This is a genomic window from Nocardia sp. NPDC060255, assembly GCF_042727395.1.
Taxonomy (GTDB): Bacteria; Actinomycetota; Actinomycetes; order Mycobacteriales; family Mycobacteriaceae; genus Nocardia.
Genome location: NZ_JBHXAU010000002.1, coordinates 132,855 through 148,548, shown reverse-complemented (window position 1 = coordinate 148,548; position 15,694 = coordinate 132,855). Strand labels below are relative to the sequence as shown.

Annotated in this window: 17 protein-coding genes and 1 pseudogene; 5 read left to right on the top strand and 13 right to left on the bottom strand. The window is 66.0% G+C overall.

Annotation, left to right across the window (positions count from 1 at the left end; translation table 11 throughout):
* Positions 1-5: 5 nt before the first annotated feature.
* The 8 genes from ACFWF1_RS06530 to ACFWF1_RS06495 form a co-directional block, all read right to left on the bottom strand.
* A complete protein-coding gene (locus ACFWF1_RS06530) occupies positions 6-695 on the bottom strand; it encodes a Rieske (2Fe-2S) protein (protein ID WP_379285967.1) in 690 nt (229 codons plus the stop codon).
* Positions 692-1,258: an RNA polymerase sigma factor gene (locus ACFWF1_RS06525; RefSeq protein ID WP_379285966.1), complete on the bottom strand. Its 567-nt coding sequence runs from the start codon at positions 1,256-1,258 to the stop codon at positions 692-694. The genes ACFWF1_RS06530 and ACFWF1_RS06525 overlap by 4 nt, the downstream gene beginning before the upstream one ends.
* 188 nt (positions 1,259-1,446) lie before the next feature.
* A complete protein-coding gene (gene msrA / locus ACFWF1_RS06520; RefSeq protein ID WP_357384334.1) occupies positions 1,447-1,962 on the bottom strand; it encodes a peptide-methionine (S)-S-oxide reductase MsrA in 516 nt (171 codons plus the stop codon).
* Positions 1,959-2,414 (bottom strand): peptide-methionine (R)-S-oxide reductase MsrB, encoded by a 456-nt coding sequence (gene msrB / locus ACFWF1_RS06515; RefSeq protein WP_379285964.1) that lies wholly within the window; start codon positions 2,412-2,414, stop codon positions 1,959-1,961. Before msrB ends, msrA begins: the two co-directional genes overlap by 4 nt.
* Positions 2,415-2,512: 98 nt before the next feature.
* Positions 2,513-3,283, bottom strand: coding sequence for a 2-phosphosulfolactate phosphatase (locus ACFWF1_RS06510; protein WP_379285962.1), 771 nt, complete (start codon positions 3,281-3,283; stop codon positions 2,513-2,515).
* 63 nt (positions 3,284-3,346) lie between these two features.
* Complete coding sequence (locus tag ACFWF1_RS06505; protein WP_379285960.1) at positions 3,347-3,625, bottom strand: hypothetical protein; 279 nt, start codon at positions 3,623-3,625, stop codon at positions 3,347-3,349.
* A gap of 71 nt (positions 3,626-3,696) precedes the next feature.
* The gene (locus ACFWF1_RS06500; RefSeq protein WP_379285958.1) at positions 3,697-4,362 is read right to left on the bottom strand and encodes a peptidylprolyl isomerase; all 666 of its coding nucleotides are present in this window, start codon (positions 4,360-4,362) and stop codon (positions 3,697-3,699) included.
* Between the two features lie 62 nt (positions 4,363-4,424).
* A complete protein-coding gene (locus ACFWF1_RS06495) occupies positions 4,425-5,210 on the bottom strand; it encodes a DsbA family protein (protein ID WP_379285956.1) in 786 nt (261 codons plus the stop codon).
* Between the two features lie 174 nt (positions 5,211-5,384).
* Between ACFWF1_RS06495 and ACFWF1_RS06490 the strand changes: the two genes are divergently transcribed.
* Positions 5,385-5,783 (top strand): NUDIX domain-containing protein, encoded by a 399-nt coding sequence (locus ACFWF1_RS06490; RefSeq protein WP_379285955.1) that lies wholly within the window; start codon positions 5,385-5,387, stop codon positions 5,781-5,783.
* Between the two features lie 55 nt (positions 5,784-5,838).
* Entirely contained in the window at positions 5,839-6,558 is a 720-nt protein-coding gene (locus tag ACFWF1_RS06485) for a haloacid dehalogenase type II (protein WP_379285953.1), read from the top strand.
* A gap of 53 nt (positions 6,559-6,611) precedes the next feature.
* Here the strand turns inward: ACFWF1_RS06485 and ACFWF1_RS06480 are convergent, their stop codons facing one another.
* Positions 6,612-7,229, bottom strand: coding sequence for a hypothetical protein (locus tag ACFWF1_RS06480; protein WP_379285951.1), 618 nt, complete (start codon positions 7,227-7,229; stop codon positions 6,612-6,614).
* Positions 7,230-7,300: 71 nt separating this feature from the next.
* Complete coding sequence (locus tag ACFWF1_RS06475; protein WP_379285950.1) at positions 7,301-8,365, bottom strand: ADP-ribosylglycohydrolase family protein; 1,065 nt, start codon at positions 8,363-8,365, stop codon at positions 7,301-7,303.
* 537 nt (positions 8,366-8,902) lie between these two features.
* Here ACFWF1_RS06475 and ACFWF1_RS06470 point away from each other — a divergent pair.
* On the top strand, positions 8,903-9,427 hold the full coding sequence (locus ACFWF1_RS06470) for an endonuclease domain-containing protein (RefSeq protein WP_379285948.1): 525 nt from the start codon (positions 8,903-8,905) through the stop codon (positions 9,425-9,427).
* Here ACFWF1_RS06470 and ACFWF1_RS06465 read toward each other — a convergent pair.
* Both ACFWF1_RS06465 and ACFWF1_RS06460 read right to left on the bottom strand, forming a co-directional pair.
* Positions 9,384-10,602: pseudogene (locus ACFWF1_RS06465) on the bottom strand (FAD-dependent monooxygenase). The gene ACFWF1_RS06470 and the pseudogene ACFWF1_RS06465 sit on opposite strands and share 44 nt — an antisense overlap.
* A gap of 8 nt (positions 10,603-10,610) precedes the next feature.
* Positions 10,611-11,756 carry an LLM class flavin-dependent oxidoreductase gene (locus tag ACFWF1_RS06460; protein WP_379285947.1) on the bottom strand — a complete coding sequence of 382 codons (1,146 nt, stop codon included), beginning with the start codon at positions 11,754-11,756 and terminating at the stop codon, positions 10,611-10,613.
* 251 nt (positions 11,757-12,007) lie between these two features.
* Between ACFWF1_RS06460 and ACFWF1_RS06455 the strand changes: the two genes are divergently transcribed.
* Positions 12,008-13,732 carry a DUF3556 domain-containing protein gene (locus ACFWF1_RS06455; protein ID WP_379285946.1) on the top strand — a complete coding sequence of 575 codons (1,725 nt, stop codon included), beginning with the start codon at positions 12,008-12,010 and terminating at the stop codon, positions 13,730-13,732.
* A gap of 1 nt (position 13,733) precedes the next feature.
* On the opposite strand, the gene ACFWF1_RS06450 is transcribed toward ACFWF1_RS06455, so the two are convergent.
* Positions 13,734-14,048 (bottom strand): NIPSNAP family protein, encoded by a 315-nt coding sequence (locus ACFWF1_RS06450; protein WP_379285944.1) that lies wholly within the window; start codon positions 14,046-14,048, stop codon positions 13,734-13,736.
* A 540-nt stretch (positions 14,049-14,588) separates the two neighbouring features.
* Here ACFWF1_RS06450 and ACFWF1_RS06445 point away from each other — a divergent pair.
* Positions 14,589-15,524, top strand: a complete 936-nt coding sequence (locus ACFWF1_RS06445; RefSeq protein ID WP_379285942.1) for an RDD family protein — start codon at positions 14,589-14,591, stop codon at positions 15,522-15,524.
* Positions 15,525-15,694 lie beyond the last annotated feature (170 nt).

Below are 15,694 nucleotides of genomic sequence, written 5' to 3'. Positions count from 1 at the left end.
CCGGCTCAGGCGGGCTCGGTCGGCGCGAATACCTCTATCGCGCCGTTGTTTTCCCGTACCCGCAGGTGCGGCAGCGGCGCGGGCGCGATCGGCAACTGATGGGCGAGCACCCGGCCGTCGGCGGCGAACGAGGTCGAGTGGCACGGGCAACGGAGCTGGGCGGCGGGGGAGTCGAGCCACAACTTGCAGCCCTGATGAGTGCACACACCGGACACCGCCGTCACCACCCCGTTGACGCGGCGCACGAATCCGCTCAGAGTGCCGACATCGAAGTGAATGATGCCGCCCTCGGGGAACTCGGAACTGGCCGCGACCGCGCGCCAGGCGCCGTTGTTCGGCGTCAAAGTCTCCTGTGCGGCAGGCTCGTTCGGCTGCTCACGACCGACAACGGCATGATCGATCGCCGCACCGGCGGCCGCCGCCACCGCGGCCGCCGACGTCCCGATCACCACCCGGCGGCGCGGTGTCGCCCCCGCTGCGGTGGGTTCGGTTGCCGTGCCGTCGATTTCGGTAGCGAGCCGCCGATGCAGATCGGCCAGGAATTCCTCACTGGGCGCCTGACTACCGAGCCGCGCGGCCCGCAGCTCGATGGCCGTGCGCATCTGCTCGGCGTCGTCGGCGTCCGGCCGGAACGCTCGGGGCCTGCGCCCGGCCAGCAACTGCTCGACGTACCGCCGCACGTCTCGCCCGCTCACTCGGCACCTCCCGCACTCTCCCGCGCCGCCATCTGTAACGCACGATGCTGCAACACTTTCGCATTCGCGACGCTGACACCCAACGTATGCGCCGCATCGCGCACCGACAGCCCTTGCAGGAACCGTAGTTCCAGGATCCGCCGGTAGCGATCCGGCAGCCGATCCAGCACCGCCCGCGCCCGAGCCGCGGAGGTCGGGTCCGGCGGCTCGGGCTCGGGCCGATCATCGACGATATCGTCCTCGATGGTGGTGATCTCCCGGCCCATGCGCGTCCGCCAGTAGCCCGCGAGCACGGTGCGCGCGGTGGCCCGCAGGTAGGCGCGCACCTCGGCCACGCTCGCCGAAACCCGCAGCGGCTTCAGCGCGGCCATGAACACCTCGGCCGTCAGATCCTCGGCGTCCGGTCGGTTGCCGACCTTCGAGAACATCAGCGCGAACACCCAGGAGACGTTGTCCCGATACACGGCTTCCCAGTCGGAATAGCCGTCACCGGAGACCAGCCGCAACTCCCGGCCCGATCCCGGTTCCGCCTGCGACGGCCCGGCGCCTGTTCGTCCCACCATGCCCACCTTCTGAGTGCGGTGTAACCACGCTCCCTACTGAGTACGGAACGGGGTTACACCGAGCATCGGTTCAATGGGCTCGGTACGAACGGCGACTGCGCCACCTGAAGCAGGTGGCGCAGTCGGTTGTGCACATTTTCAGTTTTACTCGGTCACGGTGTGCCCGAACATCTCTCGGGCACGACCGCTTACTTCGCGGCGTTCTCCCGCTTCGGCAGCTTCCAGCCGGGCCGCGGGAAGTGGCAGGTGTACCCGTCCGGGTACTTCAGCAGGTAGTCCTGGTGCTCGGCCTCGGCCTGCCAGAACTCACTCGCCGGCGTCACCTCGGTAACGACCGGTCCCGGCCACAGCCCCGACGCGTCCACGTCGGCGATGGTGTCCAGCGCGACCCGCTTCTGATCCTCGTCGAGGTAGAAGATCGCCGACCGGTAGCTGCTACCGATGTCGTTGCCCTGCCGGTCCTTGGTCGTCGGATCGTGGATCTGGAACAGGAACTCCAGCAGCGCGCGGTAGTCGGTCTGCGCCGGATCGTAGGTGATCTCCACGGCCTCCGCATGGCCAGGATGGTTGCGGTAGGTGGGGTGATCGTTGCGCCCACCGGTGTAGCCGACCCGCGTCGACACCACCCCGGGCTGCCTGCGAATCAAGTCCTCCATACCCCAGAAACACCCGCCGGCGAGAATGGCCTTTCGCGTGTCGGTCACGCGTCCTCCTTCGTGAACAGAGTCCGGAACTGCCCGTATCCTTCGGCCTCGAGATCATCGAGGTGAATGAAGCGCAGCGCCGCCGAATTGATGCAATACCGCAGGCCACCTTCGGCGCGCGGCCCGTCGGTGAACACGTGCCCGAGATGGCTGCCACCGTGCGCCGAACGCGCCTCGGTGCGAATCATCAGATGGCTGAAGTCTCGCTTCTCGACCACATTCGCGGCGTCGATCGGCTTGGTGAAACTCGGCCAGCCCGACCCGCTGTCGAACTTGTCGACCGAAGCGAACAACGGCTCACCCGACACCACATCGACGTAGATGCCCGGTTCGTGATTATCCCAGTACTCGCCCGTGAACGCGCGCTCGGTCCCGTTCTCCTGGGTGACGTGGTACTGCTCAGGGGACAGGGCGGCGACGGCCGCGGGATTCCTGTTGTATTCCTGTGCCACATGACCTCCTCATATCGGCCCCACGTACAACCCGGGCTCCTGGTGGGAAAGTCCCCGGTCGGCGCGACGTCACACTTCGGTCATCATTGTCCGCCACCTCAGTCTGCCGCGTCGGTAAAGGCCCCGTCTACCAGCACCGGAACAACCTTGCTCGCGTCGATTTCGATCGCGACGGCGACATCATCGGCGAATCCGATACTCGCGAGTTCGCGCCCGGAGGCGCACTGGGTGATCAGCGAAGGAATATCGGCCGTCGCGTCATAGGTGGCCTTGGCCGCCGACGCCTCGGGCGAGAGTGGTCCGGCACCGTTCTCGGCGAGGGCCGAGATGATCGCGGCAGCGCCGAACCAATCCTCGATCGCGGGCCGTAGTACGTCCTGGCCCGGCCAGTGCTCGCCCGCGGCGATTACCGAAATCGGCTGGTCCGCGGTGCCCCAGCCTTGCTCGACGATCCAGCGAGCGACTGCGGACGCGTTCCGCAGGCACCCCGCGATCACGGGCACTCCACTGACTGCGGCCGAAATGGCCGATCCATTCGGCGACGGCAATACCAGGCGTGCCGGGGCGGGTGCCCGTCGAAGCGCCGCAGGGGATAGCGACCATGGTTGCTGCTCGGACGCGGATTTACGCCCGACAGCTAGTTGCGCGTCATGGCTTACCGCGAATTCCGCCGCTGTCTCGTCTCGTGACGGATACGGGAAAACTCGCGTCCCCGCGTCGAGAGCGACCGACACCGATGTCGTGAACGACAGCACATCGATAACGACAATCGCCGCACTATCGGGCCCCAAAGCCCGCGCGCCCGCCAAACCCCAGTCGACGCGCACTCCCCACGGAAGTTGCTTGGACCACTCAGGAATCGTCGGCATCCTGTTCCCTCCCCGATTACCAGCCGATGGAAATGCCCCCGCCGAAGCGGGGGCACCGTGCCGTCAGAAGAAGTACGCGGTCCCCGACGAACTGCCGGTCCCGTACCCCATGCTCTTGAGCCAATTCTTGAAGCCGATCAATGCGTTGCCCACCGGCCCCGGATCGGTGCACGAACCACCGACCGACGAGAACGTGCACCCATCGTCCGCTACCGCTGAGATACCAGCAGAACCGCTGTCCGCGGCCGCCGTCCCCGATCCTGCCAAGACACCGACAACCACCCCACCTGCCAGCACTACACTGCCGATCCCACGCTTCATACTGCTTTTCGATGTACTCATCCGTCCGAAGCTACCGCACCGCTACGTGAAACCGGTTGCCCCGCAGCACCCCCCAACTCTGGGGGCTCGCGCTATCCCAGGCGGGCGGCGTTGATCACCACCGGCTCGGCGGGCAGCCCGTCGAGTGGCCCGCGCTCGGTCGGCGTGATGCCCGCGGCAACCATCCGATCCAGCACGTCCATGCCGCTCACGACCTGGCCGAGCACCGAATAGTTCGCCGGAATATGCGCGAACGAGTGCACGATGAAGAATTCGCTGCCGTTGGTGCCCGGCCCCTGATTGCCCATGGCGACCGTGCCGCGCTCATAGGTCTCGGTGCCGTCGACCTCATCGGGGAACTGGTAGCCGGGACCACCCTTCTCCACCTCGTAGATGTCGCCGCACTGCAGTACACCCAGCCGGGCACTGTCGGTCAGCCGCCAGCACTGGCTCTGGTCGTAAAAGCGTTGCAGCACCAGGCTTGCCATGTTCTGCACGCCGCACGGCGCGGCCCCGGCGCGGTTGAGCCGGATGGTCACCGGGCCATAGTTGAACTGGAACGTCACGTCCATGGTGCCGACGGCCAGCGCGACCGGCGGCGGCGACACGACCGGCCGGGCTGCGGGGTTGTCCGGCGCGGTCGGCGTGACGGCGCACGACACCACGGGCGGACCGGCCGAGGCAGGCACAGTGCCCGCGACCAGCCCGGACAGCGACAGGACGGAAATGGCGAACGCGGCGCCCCAGCGTGAACTCATAGCCAGCAAACTAGCCGATGGCACCGAAACACGTTCGGCAAAGCCGCAATCCGGACAGACAATTACCGGGCGGCGGTGACCAGCGAACCGAGCCCGTCCGGAGCGAAGAGCAGCTTGGCCTCGGTTACCTGCTGGCCGTTGACGAAGACCGATGGGGTGGACTTGATGCCGCTCGCGAGGATCTCCTTGGTCTTGGCCCGCAGGTACGGGTCGTACTTGCGGTCGGTAATGCATTGGGCCACTGCGGAATCGGTGTATCCGGCATCGCGGGCGAGCTCGATCAACCGGTCGTCGGGCAGGCCGTCACCGCCTTCGGCGGGCTGCTGCTCGAACATGGTGGCCAGCCAGGCCTGGTACTTCGACGGATCCGCCTCGGCGACGCAGTACGAGGCGTTGCCCGCGCGCGAGGAGTACTGACTGGTCGATGCCCGGTCCAGGAAAGAGATGACGTTGTATTCTACGGCGGCCGAACCGCTGGTCACGGCCTCCTCGAGCACCTTGGCGTTGGCCTTCTCGAACATCTGGCACGCGGGACACTGCAGGTCGGCGACCACCCGCACGGTGACTTTCGCGCCGGGATCGCCGATCCGGATCGCGCCGTTGTCGGTGACGCCCGCGGGCGCGGCGGGCAGCTGGTTGGCCACCGGAACTTGACTGGCGTCCTGAACCGGTCGCGCCGTACCGATGAAGTCCTTGGTGAGGTCGCGCGCCACCACGCCGACGCAGACCGCGACGACGAGCGCGAACAGCACGCCGCCCGCCACCAGTCCGACCAGAACCTTGCGGTTGTGCTGGGCGCGCTCCGACTCCGATGGGAGGGTCGACCAGCCACCTCGAGTGGTGTTCACCGTGTAATCCCCCGTGCCTCTCGCCAATTGAACAGTTTCGCTCCGTCACGATAGTGGTTGCCGGACCGGTTTGGTGGCGCTGACCGGGTCGAGTACATGTCCAGCATCCGATGCCGGCGCCGCTGACCGATATTCGCTTGCTCGCGACCCGAACCGGAAAAGTAGGGTGGTCCGGTGATTCGCACAGCCGCGTTGGCCCACATCAGGGATCGTCGTCTGCTGCAGACGCGATCGATCGGCAAGGACATCTTCTACATGGCGGGCGGGAAGATCGACCCCGGCGAGACGCCCGAAGGCGCGCTACATCGCGAGGTGCGCGAGGAACTCGGCGTCGGCGTCGTGTCCTGCGATGAGCTCGGTGTTTTCGAGGCGCAGGCGGTCGGCCACGCCGCGGGCACCCGGCTGCACATGACGTGCTTCACCGCCGAACTGGACGGTGAACCCAAGCCGACCAGTGAGATCGCCGAGCTGCGCTACTTCACGGTGAGCGAGTACGCCGCGATGGACCAGGTCGCGCCCGGCTCGATGCTGGTGTTCCGCAAACTGCACGAGCTCGGCATCGTCGACTGGTAGGAAACGCCGCGCCGCGTTTCGATCTGTGCGATGTTGACATCGGAAGGGAGAGCAGATGTCAGAGTTCGATCCGACAGCCATCCAGGTGCTGGCCTGCGACATCTTCGGCACCACCGTGGACTGGTTCACCGGGGTCTCGGAGCAGGCCGCCGAGGTATTCCGCACGGCCGGCGTCGATCTCGATGCCGAGGTCTTCACCAACGCGTGGCGCGACATGTATGTGCCTGCCATGCAACGGGTTACGAACGGCGAGCGAGCGTGGGCCTACCTCGACACCCTGCATCGGGAATCGCTCGATCAACTGCTGGACCGGCACGGCGCTGACCTCGACGAAGCAGCCCGCAAGCGCCTGGTCCGTGCTTGGCATCTGCTGCCCGCCTGGCCCGATTCCGTGGCAGGTCTTGCCCGCCTGAGTGATCGATACACCTTGGCCGCGCTGTCCAACGGTGGTTTCGCGCTGCTCACCCGGCTGGTCAAGGCGGCGGGCCTGCCCTTCGACTGCATCCTGTCCGCCGAACTCGCCCAGGCCTACAAGCCCGAGCCGCAGGTGTATCGCACCGCGGCCGGGCTACTCGATGTCGAGCCCGCCCAGGTGCTCATGGTCGCTGCGCACACCTGGGATATCTACGGTGCGAAGGCGGTAGGGATGCGCACCGCCTTCCTCGAACGTCCACTGGAGAAAGGCCCGGACGGCAAAGCCGGCCGCGCCGAGGATACCCAGAGCGACCTGACCGTCACCAGCTTCACCGAACTCGCCGAAACACTGGGCTGCTGAACAGCTTTGGGATTGCCCGGCCCTTCGTGCGGCCGGGCGATCTCAACGACGTGTCAGAACAGCGACTGCGCGTCGGCGGCGATGAAGAAGCCGTGACCACCCTGATCGCACCGGACACCGGCGGTCATCGAGGTGCACGCGATGCCGCGGACAATGATCGTCTGGCCGTATCCGAGCACCTTGCCGCCGCCCCGGTTGCCGCCGTCGAGCGGCGGTCCGACGAAAATGCCCTGGCTCAGGCACTGGAACTGCCCTTTGCCGCCGATTACCTGCGCCGCCACCTCGCGGTCCGCGCGGGTGCCGCAGTCCGGCAGCGCCGCGGGCACCACCGACGCGTGCGCCAATTGGCAGCCCGTGCCGATGCCGTCGGACTCGATGAACCCGCACAGGATGTTCCCGCTCGGCGACTGGAAGTAGTACTTGCCGTCGCTTTGATAGTCGCGCGCGTCGACGGTCGCGTCGTCGCGAGACGGCAGCTTCGTGGCAGCGCTGCCCGCCGTCTCCGGTGCTGCTGTCGGATTACGCTGTGGCGGTGACGCTTCCGTTGCGACGGAAGCTGGCGTGCCCGCACCAGACGGGGCACTCGTGACAGTGTTCTTCCCGTCGTTCGAACACCCCGCTAGTGCACCTACCGCGGCAACAGCCGCGATCGCCAAAACAAGTGCCCTCATATCGTCTCCCAGTCGATTCCGCCCCAACGATCTTGATATTCATCGATCGGGCCGACCGGTCCGTTACCGAGTCATAGGCCTGTATCCAGAGGGTATCGGGCGTCGAGCGCGGTTCGATCACCGACGCCGAAGTTCATGACGAGGTCGTCGGCCACCTGGACCAGTACATCGCGTCCCTCGACCGTCGCCGCCCAATCCATCGGCAGCGCGGAGATGCCGTGCACCGCGCCGATCAGGTTGCCCGCCACCGCGCCGGTGGAATCGGAGTCACCGGAATGGTTCACCGACAGCAGCAGCGCCGCGCGCACATCGCCGGTCTTGGCCGCGTGCAGCGCGCAGTACACCGCGATGGCCAGGCATTCCTCGGCGATCCAGCCCGCGCCGACCTGCTCGACCTGCTCGGCGGTCGGCGGGTCCTCGGCCAACGTGACCGCCCTGTTCAACGCGGCCACCGTCTCCGCATTCGACGGAAACCCCTCGAGCTGGGTGATCGTCTGCTGCACCGCGATCGGCAACTCGAACCCGCTCACCACCCGATCGAGGATCGCCGCGAACGCGCCCGCCGCGAGGTATCCCGTCGGATGCCCGTGCGTCAACTGCGCGGCCCGCGCCGCCATCACGAAGGCCTGATCAGGTCCCACTCCCACCAGCCCGAACGGCGCGGACCGCATCACCGTCCCGCACCCTTTCGAGTGCGGATTCACCGGCCCGTTCTCCCCGAACGGCTCCGGCGCAACATATCCCCGCGACTGCCGACTGAGTCCGGACATGCACGCATTCCCCGGCGCCCGAGACGCATACAGAAACGGCAAACTCGCCAACCAGCCATCACTCTGCGCGGCGGGCCTGCCGCCCTGCTGAGTCTGCAACCACCGCAGATAAGCCCGCCGCAAGGCAGGCACCGGATCGGCCCCCACCGCCGACCGCAACAGCCCCTCGGCCGTGAACAACGTCATCTGCGTGTCATCAGTGATCTCCTGCGGTGCCCCCGCATTGTGCTGCGGCAGAAACCCCGTCACCCCCGCCTCCCCATACCGCCCCCGAATCTGATCCAACTTCAAGAACTCGATGGGCCACCCCAGCGCATCCCCAATCGCCCCGCCCACCAGGGATCCCCGAACCCGGTCGAATGTCATCGCGTAATCCACCATAAGACAACATCATGACCGACCCACCCCACTGATGTCCGCTTACTTCCCCCACCTGACAACCGCGCGCCACCGCGCAGCGCCATCCGGATTCCCCTGTCGGTCAGCCGATCAGGAGGAACTGGTGCTGGTATCGCCCGAGAGCCGACTTGCACCAGTTCCCCCTCGGTCAACCATGTCGGTGGGTGAGGGCATAGTGGCTGACATGGGGGTCTTGGATGAACCGTTTCCGGGGTCTTGGGCCAGGGCCGCGGGCCTGGTCACTAGGTGGGAACTGCAGCACAACTTCGTGCGCGTGTTCCCCGATGTTTACCTGCGCAAAGGGTGCACGCTCGACGCGGTAGGACGCGCCCGCGCCGCGGCACACTGGGCGAAAGGTGCTGGTGTACTGATCGGGACCTCAGCGGCGGCTTTGCACGGCACCCGCTGGCTTGACCCGGACCGGCCCGCGGAGATCGCGCGAACCGGACATTGCAAGCCACCCTGCGGAATTCGAGCCGTGCACACCACCATTGCGCCGTCCGAATGTTGCGAGGTCGACGGATTCCGGGTGACTACACCTGCTCGGACCGCGTTCGACCTCGGCCGACAGTTGCCCCGCGACCAGGCCGTACCAATCCTGGACGCATTGTGCGCAGCTACCGCACTGGATCACCCAGACCCACAACCCAACTCGTGGTCCGCGACCGCGCCGGCGGTTTCGTCGCCCGGGTCGATATGGGCTGGGAAACATGGCGCGTCGCCGTCGAATACGACGGTGCTCACCATTGGACCGACCCAACCCAGCGCACAAAGGACATCGACCGGATAGCAACCCTGGAATCACTGGGTTGGCGAGTGATCCGCGTCAACGCAACCCTCCTCCACCACCGCCCACACGTAATCCTCGACCGAGTCCGCGCCGCCCTCCACGCCCACGGCTGGACGAACGATCAGGAGGAACTGGTGCTGGCATCGGCCGAGAGGCCAACGACACCATTTCCTCCTGATCTATTGTCCAGCAGCGCTATTCGCGGATTCTGTCGAACGCCGCGTAGTCCTTTACGGTGATTGAGTCGTGTAGTCGCACGCCTTTGGTGTTGAGCTTGGCGGCTGCGCGACTCACGGGGGCGGGTAATGCGTTGATCAGGCGGATGGCGTTGACCATTGCCCATACGTCGAAGTGGCGTGCGGGGACGAGGGCTTTCGCGGCGGTGCGCGCGAAACCACGGCTGCGGCGGACGTATTCGCGGATCTCGTGTTCGTATGCGGCGAACGCGGCGGAATAGTTGCCTGCGTGCGCGGCGAGTTCGCCCGCGAGGATGTAGGCGCCCACCACGGCCATGCTGGTGCTGCCGCCGACGGCGGGGCCGGGGCAGTACGCCGCGTCGCCGACCAAGGTGACCCGACCGCGAGACCAGGTGTCCAATCGCAGTTGCGTGATGGAATCGAAGTAGAAGGACGGAGTGTGGTCCAGCTCGGCGAGCAGCCGGGGAACTTCCCACTCCATGCTGCGGAAGTGGTTGCGCAACAACTTTTTCTGCCGCTCGGTGTCACGGTAGTGATAGTCCAGCGGTTGCGGCGTGCGGAGAAAGAAGCCTGCCCGAGCGTCGGGCATGTGCGCGGCGCTGTAGACGCCCGCGACCCGGCCGACGTCGACGGTCATCTCCATGACGCCGTCCAACTCCAGGTGGTTGGGCACGGAAAAAAATCGCCAGATACGCGCCGAGCCATGTGGTGAACCCGGATTCCGGGCCGAAGACCAATCGGCGGACGTTCGAGTGCAGCCCGTCGGCCCCGACGATTACGTCGAAGCGCTGTGGCGGGCTGTGCTCGAAGGTGACCTCGCCGTCGTCGCCGATGGTGGCGATCGACTCGTCGAAGAGATAGTCGACATCGGATGATGTTGTGTTGTAGAGGATCTCGCTCAGATCATCACGCATGATCTCGACGTGACTATCGGATACGGCAGTGAAGAGCTTGCGTAGATCCAGTGTCACCGTCTTGCCGGTGGGTCGGCGAATCACGAGGGCATCGGTCCCAGTGGCTTCGGCCCGAATCTCGTCGACCACGCCCATCCGTTCGACGATCTGCATCGCGGGCCGGAACAGGTCCACTGCATGGCCGCCGCCGGTCTTGCGTGGTGCCGCAGTGCGTTCGACGACCGTGACGTCGAATCCGTATCGATTGAGCCAGTAGGCGAGTACGGGTCCGGCGATGCTGGCACCGGATACAAGGATGCGCATCGGTACCCCTAAACCGGCTGTCGCCGCAGCTGCCTCGCCAACCAGAGCAGGACGCCGTAGCCGAATGCCATGTCGGCGTTGGATACCAGGGCGGCGGTGGGGAAGATGATGGCGTGCCGTAAGCCCGCGTCGGACAGGGTGCGGACGCGGGCCAGGATCTCCGGGGGAGTGCCGATCATCAGCCAGTCGTGCAGCACCTCGTCGGGGACCTCCGCGATCGCCGCCTGCACCTCGGTCTTGGTGAGCTGGTGCGGCAGCAGATCGATCAGGCCGCGGAAGCCTTCGCCGAGTGGGTGTTTCACGCCGTAGCGCGCCCAGACGGTGTCCGGGGCGAGCAAGCCGAGATAGCGCACCGACGGGGCGCGCAATAGTCGCCGGATCCCGGCTTGGGTTCGCGCGGTGAGCATTTGGATCATCTGCGCGGGAACGATCGCGCCGGGGTCGCGACCGGCGGCGCGGGCGGAGGTGTGCACCAGCTTCAGCTTGCGCTCGTACTCGTCCGGCGAGAGCGTCTCCCACGGATACCAGCCGTCGGCGTAGCGCCCGGTCAGCTCGAGCATCCGTGGCCCGTGCGCGCCGAGCCAGATCTGCGGCATCCGGTCGGCCGGGACGGTCAAATCCATTGGCGCCTTGTCGATTCGGTAATACTTTCCGGTGAAGTCGATGCGTTCCGCCTCGGTCAGTGCCGCGCGAATCACCTGCAGCGCCTCCTCCAGGCGGTCGACCGGCCGATTCCAGGTGAACCCGTACGGATCGAGATTCTCGGTCTCGCCGGACCCGAGGCCGAGGATCGGCGGCACCTTCGTCATGTGCGCCAGCGTGAGAAACGTCTGCGCCAGCATGACCGGATGCCTGCGGTGCGGATCGGTCACCCCGACCCCCAGCTGCACCCGCCCGGCCCCGGCGGCCAGATGCGCGAGCAGCGGGGCGTAGTCGAACTGCGCGTCCGGGCTGGGCAGCGCCTTCGCCTGCGGCGTGAAATCGGTATCCCAGATGGCGTGCGGAAACACGCTGATCAAATGATCCGGCGCCAGAATCGAATCCAGCCGGCCGAGCCGAGCCATCCGGACCAGGAAGCGCGCGGCGCCCAGCGGCGGATTGACACCGGCCATCGTGCCTACGGCAAACGATCGGGGCTTGTGCGAATCGGACACGAAGGTCTCCTCTCGACCGGCGTGCCGCAGCGGGCACGCCACCGATTATCCCGGCGACCCTCGTTCGCGTCCGGTGATTCCTCGGCGCGCACCGTCGCCTACCGGCCCGCCGGGCCTCGGCGACCGCCTCGGCGCGATCGTTTCGAGCCTACAGAATTGACACACGTTGCAGTTCCTGTCAACGTATCGAGGGACCGGGAGGTCCCTGATTCGGCTGGGCACCTCGGTGTCGTCGAATCGGAGAGTGCTCTATGGGGTTTCTCGAGCCCGAACTGCCCGTGGTCGATATGGCGGAGTGGAGCAAAGGCACTCGCAGCGAACGAATACGCCCGATGGCCCGGCATTGGGCCGAGGTGGGTTTCGGGACGCCGGTCGCGTTGCATCTGTTCTATGTCGGCAAGGTCGGCCTCTATGTGCTCGGCGGTTGGCTGATCGTGTTGTGCACCAAGGGCATCGATGGATTCACGAACGTCGGTGACTGGTGGTCGGAGCCGATCGTCTTCCAGAAGGCCGTGCTGTATACGTTGCTGTTCGAGGTGGTCGGGCTCGGGTGTGGGTTCGGGCCGCTGAACAACAGGTTCTTCCCGCCGTTCGGTTCGATCCTGTATTGGTTGCGGCCCAAGACTATTCGGCTGCCGCCGTGGCGTATTCCCCTGACCGAGGGCACAACTCGGTCAGTAGTGGATGTCGCGCTGTATGCCGCATTGCTGGTGATGACAGTGGTCGCGTTGCTGTCCGACGGGACCGGCCCGGTACCGGAGTTGGATACGACGGTGGGCCTGCTTCCGGTGTGGCAGATCGTCGCGGTCCTCGCCCTGCTCGTGGCAGTCGGGTTGCGCGACAAGGTGATATTTTTGGCGGCGCGCGGCGAGGTCTACGCCACGTTGACGGTCACCTTCCTGTTCACCGGCATCGACGTGATCGTCGCCGCCAAGGTGGTTTTCGTGGTGATCTGGATGGGCGCGGCGATCTCGAAGCTGAACAAGCACTTCCCGTTCGTGATCTCCACCATGATGTCCAACAGTCCGGTCATCCGGCGAAAGTCGCTGAAGCGCAAGTTCTTCGAGAACTTCCCCGACGACCTGCGGCCGGGCCGCCTGTCCCGCCTCTTCGCGCACGGCGCTACCGCCGTCGAGCTGCTGGTCCCGCTGGTGTTGTTCTTCGCGCACGGCGGGCTCGTGACGACGATCGCCGCGGTCGTGATGGTCGGCTTCCACCTGGGCATCCTGACCGCCGTCCCGATGGGCGTGCCGCTGGAGTGGAACGTCTTCATGATCTTCGGCGTGCTGGTCTTGTTCGTCGCGCACGCCGATCTCGGGCTCGCGGACCTGCACAATCCCGTACTGGTGGCGGTGCTGTTCGTCGTGCTCGCGGGCATCGTGCTCGCCGGAAACCTGTTCCCGCGCAAGATCTCGTTCCTGCCCGGCATGCGCTACTACGCGGGCAACTGGGACACCACGATGTGGTGCGTCAAACCGTCGGCGGCGGAGAAGATCGGCCGCGGGATCGTCGCGATCGCCAGCATGCCGCAGGCACAACTCGAGCGGTTCTACGGCAAGGACCGCGCGCAGATCCCGATGTACATGGGCTACGCCTTCCGCGCCATGAACACTCACGGCCGCGCGCTGTTCACCCTGGTCCATCGGGCCATGCCGACCGGCCACGAGGACGAATACACTCTCACCGACGGCGAACGCATCTGCAGCACCGCCGTCGGCTGGAACTTCGGCGACGGCCACCTGCACAACGAACAGCTCATCGCCGCGATGCAGGAGCGATGCCACTTCGAGCCCGGCGAAGTCCGCGTCGTTCTGCTCGACGCCCAGCCGATCAACAAGGGCACGCAGGCCTATCGCCTGGTCGACGCCGCCACGGGCGAATTCGAGCGCGGTGTCGTGTATGTGGCCGACATGGTGACCCGCCAGCCGTGGGCCGACGACGTGCCCGTGCACGTCCGCGACAACGCGCCTGCCTGAACTACTCGGGTTCGGGCAGTAGTGGGCGCATGAAGGTGCGCTCGTACCGCAGCACGCAGCCGCTCTCGTCCCTGATGCGGTCGGCCGCGATGAAGTCGGGGTCGACGCCGAACAGCGCTCGGTACTGTTCGTAGGCGCTGAGGCTGGCGAAGCTGAACAGCGCCATGGCCTTGTCGCTTGCCCCTTCCGAGGGCAGGAAATAGCCGTGATGGGTGCCGCCGTGGCGATCGACCAGTTCCATCCACCGGCGGCCGAATCGCTCGAATGCGTCGATCTTCGCTGGATCGATCACGTACTCCACAACACAGGTGATCACGATGTCAGCCTAATGATCACCGCGATGGTGTGTTCTGGATCACAGGCTGTTTGGGCTACGGGCGGCGGGGCATCCTGCCCGACGGCGCACAGGGCGCCCTCGGAACCGTGCATTGGAAGGATCGGTATCTGTCGTGGGTTTGCTACTGGTGGGAATCGGTACTGCGTCAGCCGTTGTGATCGCGACGCACGGTGTGGTTGTCGCCGCGCATCTGGCGCAACGGCGTCCCGCGCCGCGCCACCGGCCGGTTGCTGTCGATGTGCACCCTTCGGCCTCCCCGCGGGTCTCCGCCTAGCCCGGACGCTCCGAAACCTCTTCTCCGCCTCGATATTCGGCGTCTCCGCCGTTCTTTGCTACTGTCGCACCCGCACAGCGGACTACTGACAGGGCAGGCGTACCCGATTCGGGACGCAAAGCTCATGTCGGCTGTTCAGCCGATGGTGTGACCTCGCCGCGACGAGGAATCTGTGAGATGCGAGAACAGACCGCCGGCGAGCCGGGCCCCGCAAGCCCGCCCGGTACTGCGAAGAGGTGCACACGATGGCCGAGCACATTCCGCCACCTGATCAGGCGTCGGCCGGTAGGCGAATCGCCGCATGGGTTATCGATTTCGCGCTGATCGTGGCTGCCGCGGTGTTGCTCGGCTCGATAACGCACTACCGCATCGCCGACTATCTCTCCAGCTGGCCTGGGCTCGCGGAATCGGGTGGCTGGGATCTGTTCCGCGCGAACGGGGACTGGGGCGGCGCGGGAAAAACGTTTGGGTGGGACGTCTTCGGTGAGATCCTGCTGCTGATCGCCGAGGCGTTCGTCGCACTGGTGCTGCTGGTGTTCGCCTACCAGTTCGCGGCGCTGGCCTGGAAGGGGCGCACGCTCGGAAAGCTCTTGCTGGACATCAGAGTTCATTCACTCACGGATCCGCAAGGCGTCCTGGGTAAGTGGCAGTCTGCCCGTCGCGCATTCGCCACCACCTTGGTCGATGTCGGCCTGTACGCCGGCGCCTGTCTCGCGCTACTCGCGGGCAAATTCGTGCTGTCCCTCGTTCTTTGGGCGGTCGCCGTCGCGGCGCTGGTGCTCAACGCCGTGCCTTTGGCGGGCGGTCGAACAATGATCGATCGGATCGCGGGGACCACGGTGGTGCGCGCGGGTTTGTATCAAAGGTCATGGCAGGCCGCACGGGATGCGGCGATCCTCGAACGCGGCGCCCAGGCCGGCCTGGAACGCACGCAAGCTGTCACCAACGCCATGAAACAGCAGGCACAACACCTTGCCGAGGATGAACGACTCCGGCAATTGCGCGAATCCAGCCAGGCGGTCCAGCTGCGTCGGCTGGGGCAGGAAGCGGGCAGGCACACCGGGGAGGCCGCCAGGCAACTGCTCAATTCCGAACGCGGACAGCAGGCTCAGGACACCGCCAAGAAGTTCAGCGCGAATCTCCGTGCGGTATACGACAAGCGACGCCACACGTCCAGCTGATCACCTCGCGGCGTGTGGGCGGATTCCGCCGCCCTCGGGAGCAAGATCGACATCGTCTGGGGAAATATCGAACCCCAGATGACGCATGGCCGCGACGAGTGCGCCCGGGTCGAGACCACCGTGCCGAGGTCGATTTTCACCACCACAAGATCGGACTCGACCGCGCCCGG

Excerpts from the sequence above, each read along its gene's own strand:
- ACFWF1_RS06525 (WP_379285966.1), bottom strand. The coding sequence starts at position 1,258 with ATGGTGGGACGAACAGGCGCCGGGCCGTCGCAGGCGGAACCGGGATCG.
- ACFWF1_RS06485 (WP_379285953.1), top strand. The coding sequence starts at position 5,839 with ATGTCAGAGTTCGATCCGACAGCCATCCAGGTGCTGGCCTGCGACATC.
- ACFWF1_RS06505 (WP_379285960.1), bottom strand. The coding sequence starts at position 3,625 with ATGAGTACATCGAAAAGCAGTATGAAGCGTGGGATCGGCAGTGTAGTG.
- ACFWF1_RS06475 (WP_379285950.1), bottom strand. The coding sequence starts at position 8,365 with ATGACATTCGACCGGGTTCGGGGATCCCTGGTGGGCGGGGCGATTGGG.
- ACFWF1_RS06510 (WP_379285962.1), bottom strand. The coding sequence starts at position 3,283 with ATGCCGACGATTCCTGAGTGGTCCAAGCAACTTCCGTGGGGAGTGCGC.
- ACFWF1_RS06445 (WP_379285942.1), top strand. The coding sequence starts at position 14,589 with ATGGCCGAGCACATTCCGCCACCTGATCAGGCGTCGGCCGGTAGGCGA.
- ACFWF1_RS06480 (WP_379285951.1), bottom strand. The coding sequence starts at position 7,229 with ATGAGGGCACTTGTTTTGGCGATCGCGGCTGTTGCCGCGGTAGGTGCA.
- ACFWF1_RS06500 (WP_379285958.1), bottom strand. The coding sequence starts at position 4,362 with ATGAGTTCACGCTGGGGCGCCGCGTTCGCCATTTCCGTCCTGTCGCTG.
- ACFWF1_RS06455 (WP_379285946.1), top strand. The coding sequence starts at position 12,008 with ATGGGGTTTCTCGAGCCCGAACTGCCCGTGGTCGATATGGCGGAGTGG.
- ACFWF1_RS06470 (WP_379285948.1), top strand. The coding sequence starts at position 8,903 with ATGTTGCGAGGTCGACGGATTCCGGGTGACTACACCTGCTCGGACCGC.